Annotated in this window: 17 protein-coding genes; 5 read left to right on the forward strand and 12 right to left on the reverse strand. The window is 39.2% G+C overall.

All coding sequences use genetic code 11. The features are described from left to right. Positions 1–35 precede the first annotated feature (35 nt). The 5 genes from GM920_RS08940 to GM920_RS08960 form a co-directional block, all read right to left on the reverse strand. The gene (locus GM920_RS08940) at positions 36–1,799 is read right to left on the reverse strand and encodes a PAS domain-containing protein (RefSeq protein ID WP_182955964.1); all 1,764 of its coding nucleotides are present in this window, start codon (positions 1,797–1,799) and stop codon (positions 36–38) included. A 336-nt stretch (positions 1,800–2,135) separates the two neighbouring features. Continuing rightward, positions 2,136–2,825, reverse strand: a complete 690-nt coding sequence (locus tag GM920_RS08945; RefSeq protein ID WP_182955967.1) for a hypothetical protein — start codon at positions 2,823–2,825, stop codon at positions 2,136–2,138. A 235-nt stretch (positions 2,826–3,060) separates the two neighbouring features. Next, on the reverse strand, positions 3,061–3,729 hold the full coding sequence (locus GM920_RS08950; protein WP_182955970.1) for a class I SAM-dependent methyltransferase: 669 nt from the start codon (positions 3,727–3,729) through the stop codon (positions 3,061–3,063). A gap of 28 nt (positions 3,730–3,757) precedes the next feature. Next, on the reverse strand, positions 3,758–4,675 hold the full coding sequence (locus GM920_RS08955; RefSeq protein ID WP_182955973.1) for a UbiA family prenyltransferase: 918 nt from the start codon (positions 4,673–4,675) through the stop codon (positions 3,758–3,760). A 132-nt stretch (positions 4,676–4,807) separates the two neighbouring features. Continuing rightward, positions 4,808–5,173, reverse strand: a complete 366-nt coding sequence (locus tag GM920_RS08960; protein ID WP_182955976.1) for a hypothetical protein — start codon at positions 5,171–5,173, stop codon at positions 4,808–4,810. Between the two features lie 151 nt (positions 5,174–5,324). On the opposite strand from GM920_RS08960, the gene GM920_RS08965 reads away from it, so the two are divergent. Both GM920_RS08965 and GM920_RS08970 read left to right on the forward strand, forming a co-directional pair. Further along, positions 5,325–6,305 (forward strand): helix-turn-helix transcriptional regulator, encoded by a 981-nt coding sequence (locus tag GM920_RS08965; protein ID WP_182955978.1) that lies wholly within the window; start codon positions 5,325–5,327, stop codon positions 6,303–6,305. Between the two features lie 2 nt (positions 6,306–6,307). Next, positions 6,308–7,312: a helix-turn-helix transcriptional regulator gene (locus GM920_RS08970; RefSeq protein WP_182955982.1), complete on the forward strand. Its 1,005-nt coding sequence runs from the start codon at positions 6,308–6,310 to the stop codon at positions 7,310–7,312. Between the two features lie 150 nt (positions 7,313–7,462). On the opposite strand, the gene GM920_RS08975 is transcribed toward GM920_RS08970, so the two are convergent. Then, positions 7,463–7,627, reverse strand: coding sequence for a hypothetical protein (locus GM920_RS08975; RefSeq protein WP_182955985.1), 165 nt, complete (start codon positions 7,625–7,627; stop codon positions 7,463–7,465). 85 nt (positions 7,628–7,712) lie between these two features. Then, positions 7,713–7,952, reverse strand: coding sequence for a hypothetical protein (locus GM920_RS08980; protein ID WP_182955988.1), 240 nt, complete (start codon positions 7,950–7,952; stop codon positions 7,713–7,715). Positions 7,953–8,105: 153 nt separating this feature from the next. Between GM920_RS08980 and GM920_RS08985 the strand changes: the two genes are divergently transcribed. Beyond that, positions 8,106–9,149 (forward strand): hypothetical protein, encoded by a 1,044-nt coding sequence (locus GM920_RS08985; RefSeq protein WP_182955991.1) that lies wholly within the window; start codon positions 8,106–8,108, stop codon positions 9,147–9,149. Positions 9,150–9,200: 51 nt separating this feature from the next. On the opposite strand, the gene GM920_RS08990 is transcribed toward GM920_RS08985, so the two are convergent. From GM920_RS08990 to GM920_RS09000, 3 genes are all read right to left on the reverse strand, one after another. Continuing rightward, complete coding sequence (locus tag GM920_RS08990) at positions 9,201–11,411, reverse strand: beta-N-acetylhexosaminidase (protein ID WP_182955994.1); 2,211 nt, start codon at positions 11,409–11,411, stop codon at positions 9,201–9,203. Between the two features lie 143 nt (positions 11,412–11,554). Next, positions 11,555–13,690, reverse strand: a complete 2,136-nt coding sequence (locus GM920_RS08995; RefSeq protein WP_182955997.1) for an ATP-binding protein — start codon at positions 13,688–13,690, stop codon at positions 11,555–11,557. A 118-nt stretch (positions 13,691–13,808) separates the two neighbouring features. Continuing rightward, positions 13,809–14,555: a hypothetical protein gene (locus tag GM920_RS09000; protein WP_182956000.1), complete on the reverse strand. Its 747-nt coding sequence runs from the start codon at positions 14,553–14,555 to the stop codon at positions 13,809–13,811. A gap of 100 nt (positions 14,556–14,655) precedes the next feature. On the opposite strand from GM920_RS09000, the gene GM920_RS09005 reads away from it, so the two are divergent. Both GM920_RS09005 and GM920_RS09010 read left to right on the forward strand, forming a co-directional pair. Beyond that, complete coding sequence (locus GM920_RS09005) at positions 14,656–15,144, forward strand: GNAT family N-acetyltransferase (protein WP_182956002.1); 489 nt, start codon at positions 14,656–14,658, stop codon at positions 15,142–15,144. Continuing rightward, positions 15,144–15,623: a MarR family winged helix-turn-helix transcriptional regulator gene (locus tag GM920_RS09010; RefSeq protein ID WP_182956005.1), complete on the forward strand. Its 480-nt coding sequence runs from the start codon at positions 15,144–15,146 to the stop codon at positions 15,621–15,623. The genes GM920_RS09005 and GM920_RS09010 overlap by 1 nt, the downstream gene beginning before the upstream one ends. A 7-nt stretch (positions 15,624–15,630) precedes the next feature. On the opposite strand, the gene pepE is transcribed toward GM920_RS09010, so the two are convergent. Both pepE and purL read right to left on the reverse strand, forming a co-directional pair. After that, a complete protein-coding gene (gene pepE / locus GM920_RS09015) occupies positions 15,631–16,332 on the reverse strand; it encodes a dipeptidase PepE (RefSeq protein WP_182956008.1) in 702 nt (233 codons plus the stop codon). A gap of 93 nt (positions 16,333–16,425) precedes the next feature. Then, positions 16,426–20,091, reverse strand: coding sequence for a phosphoribosylformylglycinamidine synthase (purL, locus tag GM920_RS09020; protein ID WP_182956632.1), 3,666 nt, complete (start codon positions 20,089–20,091; stop codon positions 16,426–16,428). Positions 20,092–20,185 lie beyond the last annotated feature (94 nt).

Below are 20,185 nucleotides of genomic sequence, written 5' to 3' on the forward strand. Positions count from 1 at the left end.
CTAACATAACCGTACATTGATGTAAGATAAGAACGCTATTTTCCGACTCCATCAACCGCTTGAGGATAAGCATTCTTCATAATTGTTCTAATCACCTTATCCAGCTCATCAGAAGAAGATTTTAAATGTGTCAGATAATCTTTTAAAGTTTCATCCGTACCATAGGCCTGTAATAGTTCTACCAATCCCATAATACGGGCCAAAGGCGCGCGGATTTCGTGCGCTTGAATCCAGGCGATCTCTCTTAATTGCCGGTTTTGTGACTCTATAGCATTAAGATGGTTGATCCTTTCCGTAATGTCCTGCATAGAACCAATGATTCGTGTTGGCTTTCCTACTCCATCGAAAATAACAAAAGACCGATCCAAGACCGATTTATAAGTCCCATCAGCACAACGAAAACGGTATTCCAGCTGCAATCTTCTTTTTTTATTGGTGGTCAGCAATTCAAACTCCTCCAATACCTCCTGCACATCATCAGGATGAATTCTTTCCAACAACCAATGCTGACTGGTATTTGTATTGGCATAGCCAAACACTTCTTTTACACCCTTATTCCAAAGAATAATTCCAATATCCATGTTCCAATCCCAAATCACATCACTAGTGGCTTTAGAAACAATGTTATACCTTCCTATACTCTCAGCAATTTTTCTTTTGTTCTCAATATCTTCTGTAATATCCCTGGAATTACAAACCATTCCCTGAATTGCTGGGTCATCCATCATATTGGTCATAACCGTCTCCATCCAACGGTAGACCCCTTCACTATTTTTAAATCTAAATGGAGAAATATCAGCATGTTTATGCTTTTTTATCCGATCAAACTGATGCCGCGTTTCCTTCTGGTCATCAGGATGAATGAAATTGAAAATATTTTCTTCCAACAAACGGTTAGCATCAATACCCAGAATAGCCATTGCCGCCGGACTAGCGTATTTATAACCACCATCTATATCTACAATTGCAATAAGGTCTGATCCATTCTGAACCATGGCCTTAAACCTTTGCTCACTAGAAAATAAAGCATTTTCTGCCAAAATCTGCTTGGTACGGTCAATGACCAATCCCAAACAAGCCGATATATCCTTAAACCAAACCGCATTACTTTCAATCGTAACATAAACCAAATCCCCATTCTTTTTACAGTGCCGAATGATCGTTTGATTAATATCGCCTATGGAGAGGTGATCAATAATGACATCTGGAATCACTGCAGTATCTTCCAAAATCCGGATATCATTAATTGTCATTTTTAAAAACTGCGAACGCGTATATCCATAGAACTTTATCGCAGCTTCATTTACATCCAGAAAAGCTAGAGTTTCTTGATTATAGAGCCATTGTGGAAGCGGGCTCAGGTTAAACAAATCAATGTATCGCTGTTTTTCCTGTTGTAATTGTGCAGTGGCCTCTTTATGGGCCGTAATGTCTTTGAAATAAACCGACAATCCTTCACCAGATGGAAAGGCTGCCACTTCCAGCCAGACCTTATTGGGTTCAAAATATTCCTGAAAACGTACTGAGGTATTTTCTGCTATTGCACGATGATATTCTGTATAAAACTTAAGTGGAATAGCCTCCGCATAAACTTCCCATAAATTCTTGCCGATAATGTGTTTCCTCGGCATCTGCAGCATTCTTTCGGCTTCTTTATTCCAATAGGTAACCGTCCAATTGCGATCTACTTCAAAAAAAGCATCAGTAAAACTTTCCAATATATTGGAAATTCTTTTCTGATATGCCTTCAACTGCTTTTCAAAGGTGATATCTGAACGAGGAGCTTTAATACTTTTCATCTTAATTTACCTTAATTACTTACCAAAATACTTGTTTCCAAATCCCAAAATGATCAGGATAAAAAACAAAAAAAACTTAATACAGGGAAGTATTGTAAAAACACTAAGAAATTAAAATCTATCAGATATTATTGCTTAACGGCAAAGAACTAAAACGCTATGCTAATAATAGATTCATTGTCCTTGAATTTGTAATACAACGAATTTGGTGTACACATTGTTTTTATGATACCATTAAAACAAGGAGGTATTGTCATCCAGACCAGCCCTAATCATGAACATATTGATTTTGAAAACCTCATTTTTTAGCGTTGTTGCCGGTATTTAGCATCTAAGTTATTGGCGATCTTTAGAGTCTAAATTAGATTTTCGTATGGTTCTTCTCACCGGAATCACAGGCATATAAATACTCAGGCGAAGCTCATTAAGCATTTTTTTTAACCGCTTCATCAATCCAATCAGTAAAACCACCTGATCATCGTCCTGGTTTAGCAATCTAAAAGCATCATCATTGCTCAGCTTAAATTGCTTTTTTAATACCAAAGGGATTTTATTGCTCTGTGCAGTCAATGCACAAGCATATAAAAATAAACTATGAATAAATTCTGCCAGGGAGCGTTCGTAACCTAATTTGAGCTTCTTATAGCTTTTATTGCGTTTGAAATGCATCTGGTAGGGTTTAAAACGCATTCCTTCGAAAAAAAACATCGTATCTTCATCCGGATCGTGATCTTCAAAGGCTTCTATCCCAAACCAGCCGTCCAATTCAAACTTGGCCTTACCTATAATCGTAAATGCGTGTAAGCAGTTTTGGACAAATGGATCATCCACATCGTCAAAGAAGGTTCCATCTCCAATCGGAAATTCCCATGGATTATTAAATTCACTATAATATTCCTTAAAAGCCTTTTTAAAAGTAAGGTAATAAACAAATTCATAAAAATCTGAATGTACCGTGCCCATCATCATACTTAAACCTCTGATACAAATATCTAAATCAAAAGGATCATTTCTAGAAGTCTTCATAATCATCTATCCTAAAATGGTATAAAGTTAAATATACAATTATATTTAACTCTCTATTTATCTTCCCGATTTTTTAAGCACAGGCTGTTGACAGGAATTCTATCTGCCATTGACAGTTGTGCTTTGTTGAGCTGGAGTTTCAGCGAATTTGGAGTTGCTCCTGATCTAAACTCAACCGGCTGCCCAGTCTCTAGTATACTACAACTGACCACCTAAGATTGTTCAAATGGCAATATCAAATCGGTTCGGATTTCCTTTGTTTTTGAAATACCGAGCTCTGGATAAATCGGCTGTAATAATACTGCTCTTCCAACAACTTATAATCTGCAGCCACAAAATAAGGACCCATATTGATCAATTTGGATGCTTCAACATTTCCTGCTATTTTAAAAAATTGATACATAACTACCAAAAACAATCGTTTCCACCAGCTTCCGCGCGCTGCAGTAGCATCCTCCGCGGTTCCCCCTGAGTTGAAATCTGTATGAAACCAAAGACCTTCCTGCTTAAGCGTATCATCCAAATGATGGAACACCATTTCAGCTCTTTGTTCTGAGAAATTATCAAACAAAAATGGCGTACAGATCACATCAAAAAGCATTTCACTGGAAAATTCCTCAATACTCTGGTTGACAAAACTAACCGTATTTCTGCCAACGTCCCTTTTTTTAGACAGGGCAATCATTTTCGCTGAAATCTCTACATAAACCAGCAACAGCCCTTCCGGCCGGACTTTAGCAATTTCCTCCAAAATCCAACCCGTTCCTCCTCCAACAATCAATACGCTGCCTTTTTCTGGAAGATAGCTCAATTGATGAATCTGTGCATTTACCTGAGATTTAAAGAAAACCAGGCGGCTCAGCCGATCATAATAACGCGCTACTTTATCATAGTTATTGATCATAGACAGGGAGTATCAACGTTTAAAAAATTTAGGTTAAAGGCATAAACTGCATGGCCAACATGCCACAAATGGCTTTGAATAAAATCAACCCATCAATCACCATCAGATAATATAAGATATTTTTTCTGCGCCTCATCGTATAGGCGATATAAATAGTCAGCAAGAAAGGCAATAAATTCAGGAGAAATGGCCCTAGTCCGAATCCTTTATAACGCACAAATATGGATAAGGCAATGATCCCTACAATTAACAGTGGAATCAGGATATAGAAAATTGTCTTCCTTAGGCCGTATTGCACAACAAATGTTTTCAAATGCCTGTTCGAGTCTGTAGGATAATCTTTGATATCGAAAATAATAGCATTCACCGTACAAAACATCCAGTTTTTAATAAATAACCAGGTCCACAGCAAAGGATCATGATAACCTACACCCGTTTCAATTTTAAGCATGATCAAGGGCATCACATTTGCACAACAAGCCCAGACAAACCCAATTACAAACGCCTTTAACCATCCGGTATTCCGTAAATTAATTTGTCGGAAGGACTTTGGCAGCAAACCGTAATAAAAAGCTCCAGCGAAAATAATCACACCAATTGCCACCCAGTAATTCACGGGAAGATCCAGAATATTCTGATAGTTCTGATAAAGTAAACTAACCGCCAATCCCAGACAAACCGTAAACAGGATTGCCTGACTCCATTTTATAAAGTTCTTATGACGGAAATACCAGAGACTCCTTGGATTATTTGGCACCGGTTGGGCTGACATTTTATGGTAGGCATAGGTATAGTAAATCGTTGGTGCTAAAAACAATAACAAGTAATAGTTGATGGAATTATAGGGCAGTTTAAGTTGCTGTGTAGCCTCCAACGTCAATGCAACAGCCAGTATGCCTACAAAGTAATTCCCAAAAAATATAAAACGAATAATTTTACTGCCCATCAATAATATAAGACCAGAAGGATCTATGAAGCCAATTTCGGATATAAAAAGAATATTTTACTATAAACATCTTATTTTTATCGGCGACCCTCAAAACAAAAAAAAACACAGCCTCTTAGAGCAACATCTACCTCAAAAAGCTTCGTAATTATCACAGTTGACACACTGTAATACACTTTGATCAATGCCATAAAGAATACATTCAATGTTTCTTTTTTCTTCGATAATTTGTCGGGCACATTTCAGCCCCTTATCTAAATTTTCAAAAACGGTGTAAACCTTTTGATGCGGGTACACGGCATAATTACAAGCTTCATCTAAAACAATCCGGGTGTTGATCTCAGCCCTAACCAATGCAACTTCCTTAAACTCCATTAAAGGAAATTTCTCCAGATTTGAGGAGATATCATCTCTTTTTTTCCAGCGCAGGACAATAGATCTCAGCCATTTTTTAAAACGGAATACAAGTGATGGCCGATAACGCCCTGTTTTTTTCATGAGATATAAGATGGAGAATCTGTCGCTAATTAATAAGGTAGAAAATTACGGATTATTTTTATAAATGAAAAATGCATTCCAGCTACCATGAAGAAAAACTATATTTGGTAGAAGGTTAATTTAGTGGTGCAAAGCTTAAAGATAATCTTAGATGAAAGAAGTGATCCACCAATATGGTGTAGAATTAGATTGGGTAGCAGGTCTTGCCGAAGGAATAGGCGGCTATGTTGAAGACAATTATATCCGTATTGAAGATGAGGTACAGCAAGGAAATCGTTATGTGCTCCCAATAAATGATCATTTAACCGCCTTCATTATTGATGTGACCTACCGTCAGGATGTGGTTTTCAAACTTAGGAACACGCGCAGTGACTTCGTCGGACTATATTTCAACCTTAGCGAAGGCGGAGCAATTCACATCTTAAATGATGTTACCCGATCTGCTGAGCGTTGGGGATATAACCTTGGTATATTCGATGCTGATCTAAATGGTGATTTTCAGGTGAAATCAGGATCAACTACCTATATGATTGCTATTTTCATCAAGAAAACTGCTTTAAAACAATACCTGTCTCAGATTCCACAACACCAGCAAATTATAGAATCCATTTTTAACCCGGAACTCAATACCATTGTTCGATTTGACAGGATGAGTAATCATGCTTGGTGGCTAATCAATGAACTTAGAAAAGTACCTCCAAAAGGCCCTTTATATGATATTTTCATCACTGGAACTGTCTATGGCCTCATCGCAGATTACATGGATCAGATCATCAACCAGGAAATCATCATTGAACAAGTGCTCCCCGAAGACCTTGGAAACATCGTCAAATCACAAGCCTATCTAATTGCACATCTGGAAGAAGCATTTCCTGGAATTCATTTCCTCGCAACAGAAGCCAGTATGTCTGAAACCAAATACAAGAAACTCTTCAAAAAGATTAGTGGTATCAGTCCAAATTCGTTTTTCTTAAGTAATAAATTAGGTTATGCTAAAGAAATGCTGGAAACAGGCAATTTTACCATTGGAGAAATTGCCGATAAATTCGGTTTCTTTGATTCCAGCCATCTGATTGAGCAATTTAAACAAACTTATGGTGTTCCACCCAAAGAATACCTTAGCCAATTATAAAGATGAATCTGGAACGTATAGAATTTTGTTACCATTATACACTTGGCCCGGAATGGCAACAGCAAATCGTAGATGCGATTGGTGCAACGCTAACAGACAATAAGATTCTGACGATGCCGGAAAACATTGCCCATGGCGGTTCCATATTTCTGGAAGTTACCCCAGGGCTATCTGTTCTGCTATTGGATATGACCTTTAAAGTTCCGGTAGCCATCACAAGGATACCTACAGACCATCAATATTATATGGTTTACTTTGACATTGGTGATGAGATCACTACGCATATCATTGGCAATGCCGTTCATAGAGCTGGATACCACGCTAAGTTGGGTATGGGTTTTATGGACTGTAATACCAAAGGGATCATCATGCCTCCAGTGGAACAGCGCTCCTATAGCTTAAGGTTATTCATTCAGAAAGATTACTTAAAAGAACTGGCCGCCAGCACCCGAGACCTGGAAACAAACAACCTACTTTTTGATGAATCAAAAAACACTCTTTTCTTCTATAGTCATATCGATAGCAGAAGTAAAATATTGCTGAGTCAATTGAAGGAAATTGATTTCAATGCTGCTTCTTTTGATCTGAAGCTGAAAAGCACAGCCCTCTACTTATTGGGGTATCTTGTGGAGCGGGCAAGCAGGTTTGAACCCATCATCAACAAACTATCTGATCATGATATTGAACAGATCTTTAAAACGTCAGAATACCTGCTCGCCAACCTGCTCGAGGAATTTCCTGGCTTACAAAAAATGGCAGAAATGGCAGAAATGTCGGTATCAAAGTATAAAGGACTTTTCAAAAAAATTTTAAAGGATAGTCCGAATCAGTTTTTCTTGAATGAAAAGCTACTGTTGGCACAGCAACTCCTGCACAGTGGCAATTTCTCTAGTGTACAGGAAATTGCTTATGAGCTTGGGTATACCAGCCCGAATTACTTTGCCAAAGTTTATAAAAACATGTTCGATGTATTACCCGGAGAGGTGCTAAAAAATCAGCCACAGTAAGCTCGCTTTCTCCAGGAACACCTCTTGATGTAGAGACTTTCGCTTCAGTTAAAGCGCCATAAGCTTTCACATTATAGCTCCCTGTCATTTGCAATGATTCTGGCTTTCCAACTACATTAGCAGTCTTTTTATCTTGGTCAAAAGTCAGACTTATCTTACAGAATCTTTCCCGGTAGCATCAGATTGTATCAGCTCAATTAATCTGTATTTCCCGGTCGGCAGTACGTTTGCTTCAGGCTCTTGTGCGTTATCTTTTTTACAGGCAGTAAATGCAGTTGCGGTCAGTAGTAATACGGCTAAAAATTTATTTTTCATCTTGTTGTTTTTGTAGTTAATAATGGTTTTTATATCTGTTAATGGTCTTTATGTATGGATACCTTGTATGGTAATTCTGGAGAGATTAATGCTCAAAGCCCAAATATTCTGAAATTAGTTTTTGATCTCTTTCTGGCTTGCTGGCAATATCTAAGGAGCTACTTTCCCCGATGCACACCACACGTTTACCTTTTTTGTTCTTCACAATCACGAAAAACCCAGCACTTTCCACCTCATTATCTTTACCCGCAACTTCTGCATGAATCAAGTCTGATGGAAATAAAATGGGGCTTCCCTTTACGACGATATATTTTCTTAATAACATCTTTCCTATTGTTTAATTACCCTACAAAAGTACGGGCCTCGCTTTCCAGGGGATGAAACGATCAGACATAAAACTCATAAAATAAGACCAATTGGAATTCTTACTACTTTAGATTACCTGTAGAAAACACTAAATTGACCCTAAATACGAAAGATGGAACCTAATGATGTAAAAATCTCAAAGAAGAAACCGATTTTCCCAGTCTCCCCTGCCTTACAGAAATACCTGAGAAGCTACCAGAGGGACGCTAAACTTCCAATCGGTTACAATGATTTAATGATGTTCGATGAATCCTTTCCAATCATGGATAAATACGGAAGGGATTCTTTATGGGAAGGACCGATTTATTCTTCTGATCGTATTGAAAGTCTTCACAATGGGTTAAAGGTGATCTATGCCAATTTAAAAGCATCCGGAAATCTGCGTATCGTTCAACACAAGTATATTGATAAAATTGAGTACTGCACTTTTGGCAATACCCATCCCTTTCGGATTCGAATTGTAAACCGTTTAAATGATGTTTACGATTATTTCTATGTTAAAAAGGCGGATGCTTCCCGTATTTATGGCCTGGAATTGGAAGAAATTTTGTCGCCCAACCAAGTGAATTACCTCGTAGATCGCGAAACGTTAATTGAAGAACATATCGCCGGAATCCCTGGTGATGTCTTCGCAAAAACCTATTTACATAACCCGGAATACAACCAGACCCGGATTGCTAAGGAGTTTGTGAAATTTAATGAACGATGTTTAGTCATGCTTTTAGGAGACATGAGAGCCTATAATTTTGTGGTACAAATCACGCCGGACTTTGACGACATACAATTTAGAATCAGAGCCATCGACTTTGACCAACAGTTTTATGAAGGAAATGTAAAAGTATACCTCCCGCAGTTTTTCAAAGAAAACTATCCCTATGTGAAATTATGCACAGAGCAGCTCACAGATAAAACTTTCTTGCAATATCAGCAGGAAGAGAAATCGTCCATACTACATCGGGTCCGTAGTGAACGTCACCGATTAGCAGACTTAAGAGACGTGTCGAATGAAGATGTATTAACAACCGTTGAAAACACCAATATGCTAAAACGTGGAATGGCCAGCCATTTTGCAGATGAACATTATATGGAATGTGAAACCATGACTGATATTATTGAATTGAATGTCAAGAACATCATCCGTCAGGTAAAATTATAAGCCATTTTAAGGAACAATGCCCGGCAGTTAATTACTCCCGGGCATTATAAATTAGATCTTTTTGATCATCACCACCCCTGTAGTGTTGTCATTCAAATCACCACGAACCTTTGCTTTAATTGTAAATGCGGCACCAGTTTCATAGTTATCGATTTTGAAACTATACTTATTGTTCTTTTCTGCACTTCCTGTAAAGCCTTCATGTAAATCTTCGGCAACCTTGACTCCGTTTTTATAAACTTCTATCGATTGAATATCCAGACGAGAATCCCCGCCAGTATACCAGAAATGAAGGGCATAATTACCATTACCATTGATTTTTCCTGAACCATTCATTTCCAGCAGGCCGAAATCTTTTCCTTGAACATTTTGAGGATTCCATTCCGCTACTAATTCACCATATTTTTTAAACTTATCCAGTTTATCAGGGAAATAAAGCGGCAAAGAAAACTGACTCCTGTTCAATACGGTAATCGCATAAAAATCTTTCAATTCCGGTACCGTAACTGCTTTGGTATAAACGGGAGAATATACATTTGGAATACTGCCATCAATACTGTAACGAATTTCAGCACCATTTACCCTATTTTCCAGTTTAATCACATACCCATTTGGTCCCTTTTCATGACTAATCAATTTTGGCTGTGGCATACGGTAACCATATCCTGCTGCATCATAACGTGCATAGTGACTACGCATTCTATTTTCAAAATCCTTCCAGTTTTGTCTGGCTACTGGTGTCCATAAAACCTCTGCTAAAGCAGACATCCTTGGGAAGGTCAGGTAGTCAAAATACTGCTCCGAGCGGTTCTCATTAATCATTGGAATTTCCTGAAGAATTGTGCCATGAATAAACTGATCTGACCATAGTGTAGCAGATGCACCTAAGATCAATGGACGATATTTCTCATCCATTCCTTCCAGCATTGGATTCAACTGATATACTTTCTCTAAGGAGATTGGCGACAACCAGGTTGCTGCTTTAACTTCTCCAGGGATACTACTTTCTGCGACATCGAAATAGCAATATCCAGTCAATGACATCACCGAATAATGTCCGGCTTCCGCTGCTTTAAATGCTTTCTTAGCGTCATGCCAAATCATACCAACAGCTTTTTCTTCTAAACCATCTTCGATAATTTCATCCCAACCCACAATCGTTTTTCCATATTTACTGGCTATTTTCTGAACGCGGTGGTTGAAATGAAGACGCAATTGTTCTTCGGTTTTCAGCCCTAACGATGTTTTCTTCTTTTGACAAACCGGACAAGCTTTCCAACGTGTATAAACGGCTTCATCACCACCGATATGCAGATATTTTGAAGGGAACAGTGCAACAGTCTCTTTAATAATGTCATCGATAAATTCATAGGTAGATTCTTTACCGGCACATAAAATTTCTTTACTGATAGCATGTTGTGTTTGAACCTCATATTGATCCCCGGTACAGCATAAATAAGGATAAGCAGCAACCGCAGCCTGTGCATGAGCAGGTAATTCCAATTCAGGAATGATGTCTACATTCCTTGTAGCCGCATAAGCGACCATTTCCCTGAGGTCATCCTGTGTATAATAACCACCTTTCCGATCTGGTCCTACCCCACTAAAACCACCAACTGAAGTCAACTTTGGGTATTTCTTTATTTCTATTCTCCATCCTGAATCATCTGTCAGGTGGAAATGTAAAGCATTCATTTTGTACATGGCCATCATATCAATGAACCTCAATACATATTCTTTAGAGAAAAAATAACGGGCAACGTCCAACATCATCCCTCTCCATGGATACAATGGCGCATCAGTAATTTCAGCACCTTTAATCTCCCATTTCAGCGCTTTTTGACGTTCTTTGCTATAAACTTCCGGAGGTAGCATTTGAAGTAAGGTTTGTATGCCGTAAAACACCCCTGCACTGGTATTTCCTTTAATCGTGATCAGGTCTTTATTTACGTTTAATTTATAACTTTCTTTATTTGCTGAACCTGAATCTCCTGTACTTAAAGCAATCCCATTTACCGGACGGTTAGATTCCAGTAAAACAAAGTCATATCCTGTAGCTGGAGATAATGCTGCAACCAGCAATTCTGCCTGTTGTTTCAATCCTTTAGTATAATAAATCCTGGTTTGCGGTTTAATCAAAAATGAGCTTCCACCTTCAACAATCTTTTGAGGAAGTGGAACCAGGTTAAACTGGGCGAATACAGACGAGCTGAGCATCAGTAACACCGCAAGTAAAAAGCGTGCCTTGCATTTAATTTTCATAACAATATGTGGTTCAATTTTAAGGAAATATAAAAAAAACCGCCGGCTTAAAAACCATGGAAATACACACAAACGATTGCATTAACCATTGCAACCGTTTGCGTAATTTATAAATTCAAGCTGTTGGGCAGCCTATTTTCTAACTATTTGAGGTAATCCAGTATTTTTTCCATCAATTCAGACTCCGTAAAAGGCTTAATGATATAATCATTTAGACCCGCAGAAAGGTAACGCTCGTGAGAATCACTGGTAATTTGTCCGGTAATGGCAATAACGGGTAGTTGAGATTTTTGTTGATCATCCAGCGCACGAATTCTCTTCGTCAGTTCAATTCCATCCATTTCAGGCATCTGAATGTCTGTAAGCACCATATCGTACCTATTTGATTCCAGGAAGTTCAGGGCCTCATGACCATTATGGGCAGTATCGAAACTGATTCCAATCTTCTTAAAGATCATTTTTATGACCAATAAATTCATATCTGAGTCATCTACCACCAATAAATGAAGGTTTTTAAAACGATCACTGTTGATGACCGGAGCCTGTTGCGCGTCCAATTCTTCACTATCTTTTTCAGCGATAACATAAGGAATTTCCAAGGTAAAAGTAGAACCTTTACCTAGGGTGCTTTCCACAGAAATTTTACCTTTATGCATTTCCACAAGCTTCTTGCTAATCGCCAGTCCTAATCCCGACCCCTTTTGCCAGTCGCTCCGTTTAGAATTAATCACCTGTGAGAACTCATTGAAAATCAGCGGAAGATTTTCCGATGAAATGCCAATCCCAGTGTCTTTCACTTTAATAAACAGGGTAATGTGTTTTTCGTCCGCTTTTTTTAGACTCACCTGAATACTCACTTTCCCCTTATCGGTAAATTTAATTGCATTTGCGATCAGATTCATGACCATTTGCTTCAGTCGGTATGGATCACCATCCAACAATAAATCCGGAGCGTCGTCCATCACCAGTTCTAAAACCAGGTCCTTTTCGTCGGCCAATATTCTTGCTGTAGCGGCAATATCCGCTAGAATCTTTTTATAACGGAAAGGCGTTTTTGCCAAGGCCAGCTTGCCGGTTTCCAATCTTGAAAAGTCTAAAACCTCATTTACCGCAGACAACAGCATGGAAGATGAATTATCCAGAAGTTTAGACATCTGCTGCTGATCTTCATTTAAAGGTGTAGATTTCAATTGTTCTGACACCCCAATGATTGCATTTAAAGGTGTTCTCATCTCATGACTGATGCTGGTAAAAAACCTTGATTTAATCACCACTTGTTCTGCGGCCAGCTGATTCGCTCTCAAAGTCTTGTCATAAGCCCTGTAAAGCTTCCACATCAATAGAATAATGGCGAAGTAAGAAAGTACACTAATCCAAAAATTGATCTGTCTGGATCTTTCCATAGCCGTCAGTGAGGTATTTGCCCTGCTTTTTAAAATGGCCTTTTTCAGCTCGGCATTGATCCCCTCTCTATTTCTAAACTCCTGGAATAAGCGTTTAATATTCTGAAAAATGTTTTCATTTAACTTCAGAATCTCTTCTTCCTTTTTAGTTAAAACTTTACGGTTGTTCTTTAGATCATCAAAAAGGTTCACATAGAAGCTTTCAATATTCTCCAGTTGTTTTTTATTGTAAGCCTCCACATCCGGGGCGGTTTCCTCATAAGTAATTTCTGTTTTCAGGCGTTTCGTAGAATCCTTGCGTGCTTCTTTATTCGTAATGGCATTTTTCAGCCTTTTAAATAGTTTTTGCCTGGGTGCAGCAGGTGCTGCAATAGATTCCTCCACCTTGGTGACTTTCTTCAGCATTACTTTCGGAAAGCTCTTCAGTTTTGGTTTATTTCCTGTGATTTTTAACAACTCCAGCCCTACATTGATGTTATTTAAAGAGTCAGTGAGTCTTTTAAGTTCACCATATAAAGTCATTTGCCCTCTTTTATTCTTTAAATCACCAACAATAGTTCCCGAAATATCACTGCTATCGTCAGTGCTAAGCTCTTTAAGTAAACTGGAAATCAATAGAATATCCTTAGTATACTTCTTAAAATAAGTGGTATCCCAAAGTGTGGTGTACATCCTGAAATTATTCTCCGCAGTTTGTAAACTTAAGGTAATGGTATCTAGTTTTGAGATTCTTAAGCTATTATCCTCTAACTCTTTAAGGCTAGAAACGAGTGTAGATTGCCGCCCACGTTGAACGACCGAATTTCGAAATAGAAAACCAATAAAAAGAATAATAACTGCGGAAATGAGAAGGAAAGAGCGTTGTTTGTTTTTCATTGATAAAAAGAAGATCAATATAAATTTCAATCGGTTTCCCGATTTGATTTACTATATTCAAAGTTAAACATAATTTATAACAACGGTAAAACAAGCATATAATTATAGTAAAAGGGGATTAGTCTGTAACAACTTGCTTACCTTGACACAACATGAAGCCTAAAATCGGCTGGCATTTCTCCTCGCAGGAAGCATAAAAGTTCCCTTCTATCCGATGCCCGGATGCCGTTTCTTTCCCCCAGAAAAACTCGGCAATACTCAAAGGTTTCAATCCATGAATTGCCGCATAATTCAGTAATTTTGGCGCACAACAATCTCCCGTACCTACGGGAATTCCCTTTTTTAACTGAAAAGCCTGCTCCAATGTTCTGGTCTCCCGATTAAAATTATGGAATTGATACAAGGCATTCAGTTTCGCCAGGATACCATGAGAAACTAACCTTCTTTCTGCCAATTTCAAATACCACTCTTTTGACTCTTTTGGCAGGGTATCGATTAAATCTGTCAAAGGATGAATGTCCAGATTTCCCCTTTCTACTGTCGCTACAAAAGCATGTTCATCTACCAATGGCGGTACCCAGCCTGCAACATTCCAAACGCCATTGTGGCGAGAAGAGAACGCACGTAGGATGACCTCCTTCCCATGCTCATCTTCACAAACGAGAATACCAAACATACGTCCCCTCATTTTTGAATAGAGCATATCAGTAGACAAACGGGGATCTGAAGCTTCCAATGGCACATCAAAATCTATTCTTTTATGCATAGATAACTGAGCCATCAGGGCATGACAATGAGGAATAGCTAGCGAAGAAGGCAATTCATGAATTTCTTCACAATCATTGCAATAACCGAAACAGGACATAGAATTTGACAAGGATACAAAGATAAGTAAAAATATAACAATCGATTTGGATATACGTAGTCAACTACGTAGTTTTGTACCATACAATAAAAAGAAACAGATGGAAGTACAGATAACGCAAATAAAAAATGAATCTGCGGCGGCAATAATTGACCTGGTATTACCGATCCAGCAGATCGAATTTAAGGTAGCCATTACCTTAAGCGACCAGCCGGATTTATTAGATATAGACAACGTATATTATAAAAATGGTGGTGCCTTTTGGGGAGCTACATCGGAAGGCAAGTTATTGGGAACGATTGCCATGATCAAGTTCAGCAACAATGCAGTTGCACTCCGCAAGATGTTTGTGAAAAAAGAATTCAGAGGAAAAGAGCTTGGCCTTGCCCAGCGCTTACTGGAAAACCTGATCATTCATTGCAAAAACAACGGAATTGACCATCTTTACCTCGGAACAGTTCCAGTGCTACAGGCTGCCCTTCGCTTTTATGAGCGCAATGGCTTTCAGAAAATGGAGAAAGTAGACTTGCCAACACAATTCCCATTGATGGGTGGAGATTCCGTATTTTATCAGTTATCCCTAAAATAATGAGCGTCATTGACGAACTTGGTATCCTGGCCCTTTCTACGCGCTTACAGCGCTTAAGTGAACAACTCCGGAAAGACGGTGCCCTACTCTACAATACCTATGAAATTGATTTCGAACCGAAATGGTTTCCGGTGATTTATACCCTTCACCACAAGCAGCCATTAGGCGTCGTAGACTTGGCCACGGAAATCGGTTATACCCATCCTTCTACCATCAGCTTACTGAAAGAACTGGAGAAGCAAAAGCTGATCCGCTCTAAAAAAGACAAGAAAGATGAACGGAAAAGGCTAATCCAGCTGACCGCAAAAGGAGCAGAACTCATTCTCAAAATGCAACCGGTATGGCAGTTGATGACCCAAATCTTAACCGACATCACCGACACAGAAAACAACCTGCTGAAAGCGATGACGGAAACAGAAGAGAAATTAAAACAGCTGAGTTTTATACAACGGGCATTGCAAAAAGGGGCTGCGGTATAAGCAGCCTTTAAAAGTTCAACAGCGAGCCTGATTCCAGCTCATAAGGCGCCATTCCGGCAAGAAATATTCTGGAAGGTTTACTACCTTTCGTACGCACAACCTTACCTTTTACACTTACCCAGCTCCCTTCCCTTAGTCCAACTACTGGCGTATCGTTAAACACATGAAACTCTTTTATTCTCGTTTCTCTGGTTTCCCCATTATGCGTACTTGTAGGATCCGGATCCAGATAATGAGCATTGATGTTAAAAGGAACTAAACCCATCGTCGTAAAATCCGAAGGATACACAATAGGCATGTCATTGGTGTTCTTCATATTTACCCCACCAATATTGCTACCTGCACTAGTTCCTAAATAAGGAATTCCACTTTCCACCCTTTGTTTCAAAGTTTCCATCAGCTTTAAATCGTGGAGTTGCTGCACTAGTAAAAAGGTATTCCCACCACCCGTAAAAAAACCTTCTGCTTCCGCTATAGCGGTTTCAGGCTCCGCAAAAGTGTGTAATCCGCGAACCTTAATGCCTATTGTTGCAAAAACTTCCCTCACCTTTTCCGTATAGTCATCATGACTGATGCCTCCTGGACGGGCGAAAGGAATAAATACAATTTCAGAAACACCTGCAAAAAAGCCAGATAGCTCCGGCAACAGGTAGGCAAGATATTCTTCTCCAAATAAGGTAGAGGTACTGGCAAGCAGGACATTCTTCATAACGATCTTTTTTAAGCATCGCTAAAGTAACAATCCTAACCGTATAAATGAAAAATCGCCTCCCAATTTGACTCAGGAGGCGATTTAATGCTATTATTTAGATTTGTTTTCCAACCATTGTCTGGCGTTTACAAAAGCTTCCATCCAAGGAGTAACTTCGTCTTTACGTCCCTTCGGATAGTTAGCCCAATGCCATTGGAACAACGAACGCTCAATATGTGGCATCATCACCAGGTGTCTTCCTGATTTGTCACACATCATAGCCGTGTTGTAATCAGAACCATTTGGATTTGCAGGATAGCTTTCATAAGCATACTTCGCTACGATACCATACTGATCTTCTGCATATGGCAATTGGAATTTACCTTCACCATGTGAAACCCAAACCCCTAATGTACTTCCAGCAAGGCTGGATAACATCACTGAGTTATTTTCCTGTATCGTTAATGAGGTAAAGATACTCTCGTGTTTCTGACTATCATTGTGCAGCATTTTAGGTTTTTCTTCATGATCTTTATTGATCAATCCCAATTCCACAAACAACTGACAACCGTTACAGATACCCACTGAAAGTGTATCCTCACGTTTGAAGAAGTTTTCTAAAGCTATTCTTGCTTTCTCATTGTATAAGAATGCACCAGCCCAACCTTTTGCAGAACCCAATACGTCTGAGTTAGAGAAACCTCCAACAGCACCGATAAACTGGATATCTTCTAAAGTCTCACGACCAGAGATTAAATCGGTCATGTGTACATCTTTCACATCGAAACCTGCAAGGTACATGGCATTCGCCACTTCACGCTCAGAGTTACTTCCTTTTTCTCTCAATACCGCAGCTTTTGGTCTTGGTTTAGAAGCATCAAAAGAAGGTTTTTTACCATCAAATTGTAATGGGAAAGTATAGTTCAATACGTGGTTTTTGTAATTGTCAAAACGTTCTTTTGCTTTAACCGGACCAGCTTGTTTTTGATCCAACAGGTAAGAAGTCTTGAACCACACATCACGAAGGTGATCGATATCAAAGCTATGACTGCTTGTTGCATTTTTAACGGTTAATACTGGCTCAGATTTCACAATACCAATTTTATGGTAAGCTACACTCGCTTCAGCCAATAATCCTTCTACAGATGGATCAGCCTGGAATACGATACCAATATTTTCTGCGAACAACACTTTAATCAAGTCATCATTGCTCAACTCAGAAAGATCGATGGCTGCACCAAGGTCTCTGTCTGCAAAGCAAAGTTCTAATAACGTAGTGATTAAACCACCGCTACCGATATCGTGACCTGCCTGGATTTTACCAGTTTTGATTAATTGTTGAACAGTATTAAATGCGTTTTTAAACTGAGCGGCATCAGTTACATCCGGAGTTTCATGACCAATTTTGTTCATGATCTGCGCGAAAGAAGATCCACCTAGTTTATAGCTATCATTTGAAAGGTTGATGTAATAGATCGAACCACCATTTTTCTGAAGAACAGGTTCCACTACTGCGGTAATGTCATCACAATGACCACCGGCAGAAATGATCACCGTACCTGGAGCAATTACTTCTCCATCCGGATATTTCTGTTTCATCGATAAGGAATCCTTACCAGTAGGAATGTTAATACCTAAGTCGATAGCAAATTCCGAACAAGCTTTTACCGCGTCATATAAACGGGCATCCTCACCTTCGTTTTTACAAGCCCACATCCAGTTGGCAGAAAGCGAAACGCTATCCAATCCATCTTTTAATGGCGCCCAAACGATGTTAGAAAGTGACTCAGCAATCGCATTACGGCTACCCGCAGCAGGATCAATCAAAGCAGAGATCGGTGCATGACCAATTGAAGTCGCAATACCGTCTTTTCCTTGATAATCCAGCGCCATTACACCACAGTTATTTAATGGCAATTGTAATGGACCAGCACATTGTTGTTTGGCAACTTTACCACCTACACAACGGTCAACTTTATTAGTCAACCAATCTTTAGCTGCTACAGCTTCCAATTGTAATACCTGCTCAAGGTAGGTATCCAGTTTATTTAGATCATAAGTAACAGGTTCATATTTCCTGTCAATTGTAGTATCTTCCATAACCACCTTCGGCGAACTGCCAAACATGTCTTTCAATTCCAGATCCATTGGTTTTAAGCCAGTAGTTTTAGAAGCGAAAGTAAAACGGTGATCACCGGTCACATCACCAACGGTATACATTGGGCTACGTTCACGGTCTGCAATTTTATGTAAAATATCGATGCTATCTGCGCCGATAACCAATCCCATACGTTCCTGAGATTCGTTTCCAATGATTTCTTTAGCTGAAAGCGTAGGATCTCCAACCGGAAGTTGATCCAGGTCAATCAATCCACCAGTTTCTTCTACCAATTCAGAAAGACAATTTAAGTGTCCTCCAGCTCCGTGATCATGAATAGAAACGATAGGGTTAATATCACTTTCTACCATACCACGAACGGTATTAGCCGCTCTTTTCTGCATTTCTGGGTTAGAACGTTGGATGGCATTCAGCTCGATGCTCGAACCTAATGCACCTGTATCTGCAGAAGAAACTGCAGCACCACCCATACCGATACGGTAATTCTCACCACCAAGGATGACAATTTTATCTCCGGTAGCTGGTTTATGTTTTAAAGCCTGATCTGCTTTACCGTAGCCAACACCACCTGCAAGCATGATCACTTTATCATAACCTAATCTTCTACCTTCTTCTTCATGCTCAAAAGTAAGCACAGAACCAGTGATTAGTGGTTGTCCAAATTTATTACCGAAATCTGAAGCACCATTAGAGGCTTTGATCAGAATGTCCATTGGCGTTTGATACAACCATTTTCTTTCCTCAACACCAGCTTCCCAAGGGCGATTCTCTTCTAATCTCGATAAAGCAGTCATATATACTGCAGTACCTGCAAGAGGCAATGAACCTTGTCCGCCAGCCAGTCTGTCTCTGATTTCTCCACCTGCACCAGTCGCTGCACCATTAAATGGCTCAACGGTAGTCGGGAAGTTATGTGTTTCCGCTTTAATAGATATTACGGATTCAAAATCTTTTACCTGGTAATAATCAGGCACATCTGCTCTTTTTGGAGCAAATTGCTGCACTACCGGACCTTTTACGAAGGCAACGTTATCTTTATACGCAGAAACAATTCCATTAGGGTGTGCTTCTGAAGTATGACGGATCATTTTAAATAGAGAATAAGGTTTTTCTTCTCCGTCGATCACGAATCTCCCGTTGAAGATTTTATGGCGACAGTGCTCAGAGTTTACCTGAGAGAAACCAAATACTTCTGAATCGGTTAACTTACGACCAAGGTTTTCAGCTAACTGGTTTAAATAATTTACTTCTTCATCGCTCAATGACAATCCTTCCTGCTTGTTGTAAGCAGCAATGTCAGAGATTTCCAGAATTGATTCTGGCTGAACATTAGTTGTAAATACATCCTGACCTAAGCCTTCATATTTTTGAAACAACATGTGATCAAAATCCGAAGCATCAGCCGTTACCGTGTCGAACTCTTCAATACGAACGATACCATGAAGGTCCATATTTTGGGTAATCTCTACCGCATTTGTGCTCCATGGCGTTACCATTGCTGCCCTAGGGCCAACAAAGAAACCATTTAAGGAAGTTTCAGTTTTAACTTTCGCGCCTCCAAACAGCCAACTTAATTTTGAAATATCAGCTGGTGTAAGGCTTCGGTTTACTTGCAAGACATAAATCTTGGCAGATGGGGTTTCGAAGAAAGAGATCATATTCATAAAGTGCTGCAAAGATACTTTAAAAAGTAATAATGATGCAATTGAAAAAGACTAAAATAACAACAATCATAGGGTAAAAGCAGGTGGA

Source organism: Pedobacter gandavensis (assembly GCF_014172405.1).
Lineage (GTDB): Bacteria > Bacteroidota > Bacteroidia > Sphingobacteriales > Sphingobacteriaceae > Pedobacter > Pedobacter gandavensis.

Excerpts from the sequence above, each read along its gene's own strand:
- GM920_RS08990 (WP_182955994.1), bottom strand. The coding sequence starts at position 11,411 with ATGAAAATTAAATGCAAGGCACGCTTTTTACTTGCGGTGTTACTGATG.
- GM920_RS08950 (WP_182955970.1), bottom strand. The coding sequence starts at position 3,729 with ATGATCAATAACTATGATAAAGTAGCGCGTTATTATGATCGGCTGAGC.
- GM920_RS08940 (WP_182955964.1), bottom strand. The coding sequence starts at position 1,799 with ATGAAAAGTATTAAAGCTCCTCGTTCAGATATCACCTTTGAAAAGCAG.
- GM920_RS09005 (WP_182956002.1), top strand. The coding sequence starts at position 14,656 with ATGGAAGTACAGATAACGCAAATAAAAAATGAATCTGCGGCGGCAATA.
- GM920_RS08945 (WP_182955967.1), bottom strand. The coding sequence starts at position 2,825 with ATGAAGACTTCTAGAAATGATCCTTTTGATTTAGATATTTGTATCAGA.
- GM920_RS08995 (WP_182955997.1), bottom strand. The coding sequence starts at position 13,690 with ATGAAAAACAAACAACGCTCTTTCCTTCTCATTTCCGCAGTTATTATT.
- GM920_RS09010 (WP_182956005.1), top strand. The coding sequence starts at position 15,144 with ATGAGCGTCATTGACGAACTTGGTATCCTGGCCCTTTCTACGCGCTTA.
- GM920_RS08975 (WP_182955985.1), bottom strand. The coding sequence starts at position 7,627 with ATGAAAAATAAATTTTTAGCCGTATTACTACTGACCGCAACTGCATTT.
- pepE (WP_182956008.1), bottom strand. The coding sequence starts at position 16,332 with ATGAAGAATGTCCTGCTTGCCAGTACCTCTACCTTATTTGGAGAAGAA.
- GM920_RS08965 (WP_182955978.1), top strand. The coding sequence starts at position 5,325 with ATGAAAGAAGTGATCCACCAATATGGTGTAGAATTAGATTGGGTAGCA.
- GM920_RS08955 (WP_182955973.1), bottom strand. The coding sequence starts at position 4,675 with ATGGGCAGTAAAATTATTCGTTTTATATTTTTTGGGAATTACTTTGTA.
- GM920_RS08960 (WP_182955976.1), bottom strand. The coding sequence starts at position 5,173 with ATGAAAAAAACAGGGCGTTATCGGCCATCACTTGTATTCCGTTTTAAA.
- GM920_RS09000 (WP_182956000.1), bottom strand. The coding sequence starts at position 14,555 with ATGTCCTGTTTCGGTTATTGCAATGATTGTGAAGAAATTCATGAATTG.
- GM920_RS08970 (WP_182955982.1), top strand. The coding sequence starts at position 6,308 with ATGAATCTGGAACGTATAGAATTTTGTTACCATTATACACTTGGCCCG.
- GM920_RS08985 (WP_182955991.1), top strand. The coding sequence starts at position 8,106 with ATGGAACCTAATGATGTAAAAATCTCAAAGAAGAAACCGATTTTCCCA.
- GM920_RS08980 (WP_182955988.1), bottom strand. The coding sequence starts at position 7,952 with ATGTTATTAAGAAAATATATCGTCGTAAAGGGAAGCCCCATTTTATTT.
- purL (WP_182956632.1), bottom strand. The coding sequence starts at position 20,091 with ATGATCTCTTTCTTCGAAACCCCATCTGCCAAGATTTATGTCTTGCAA.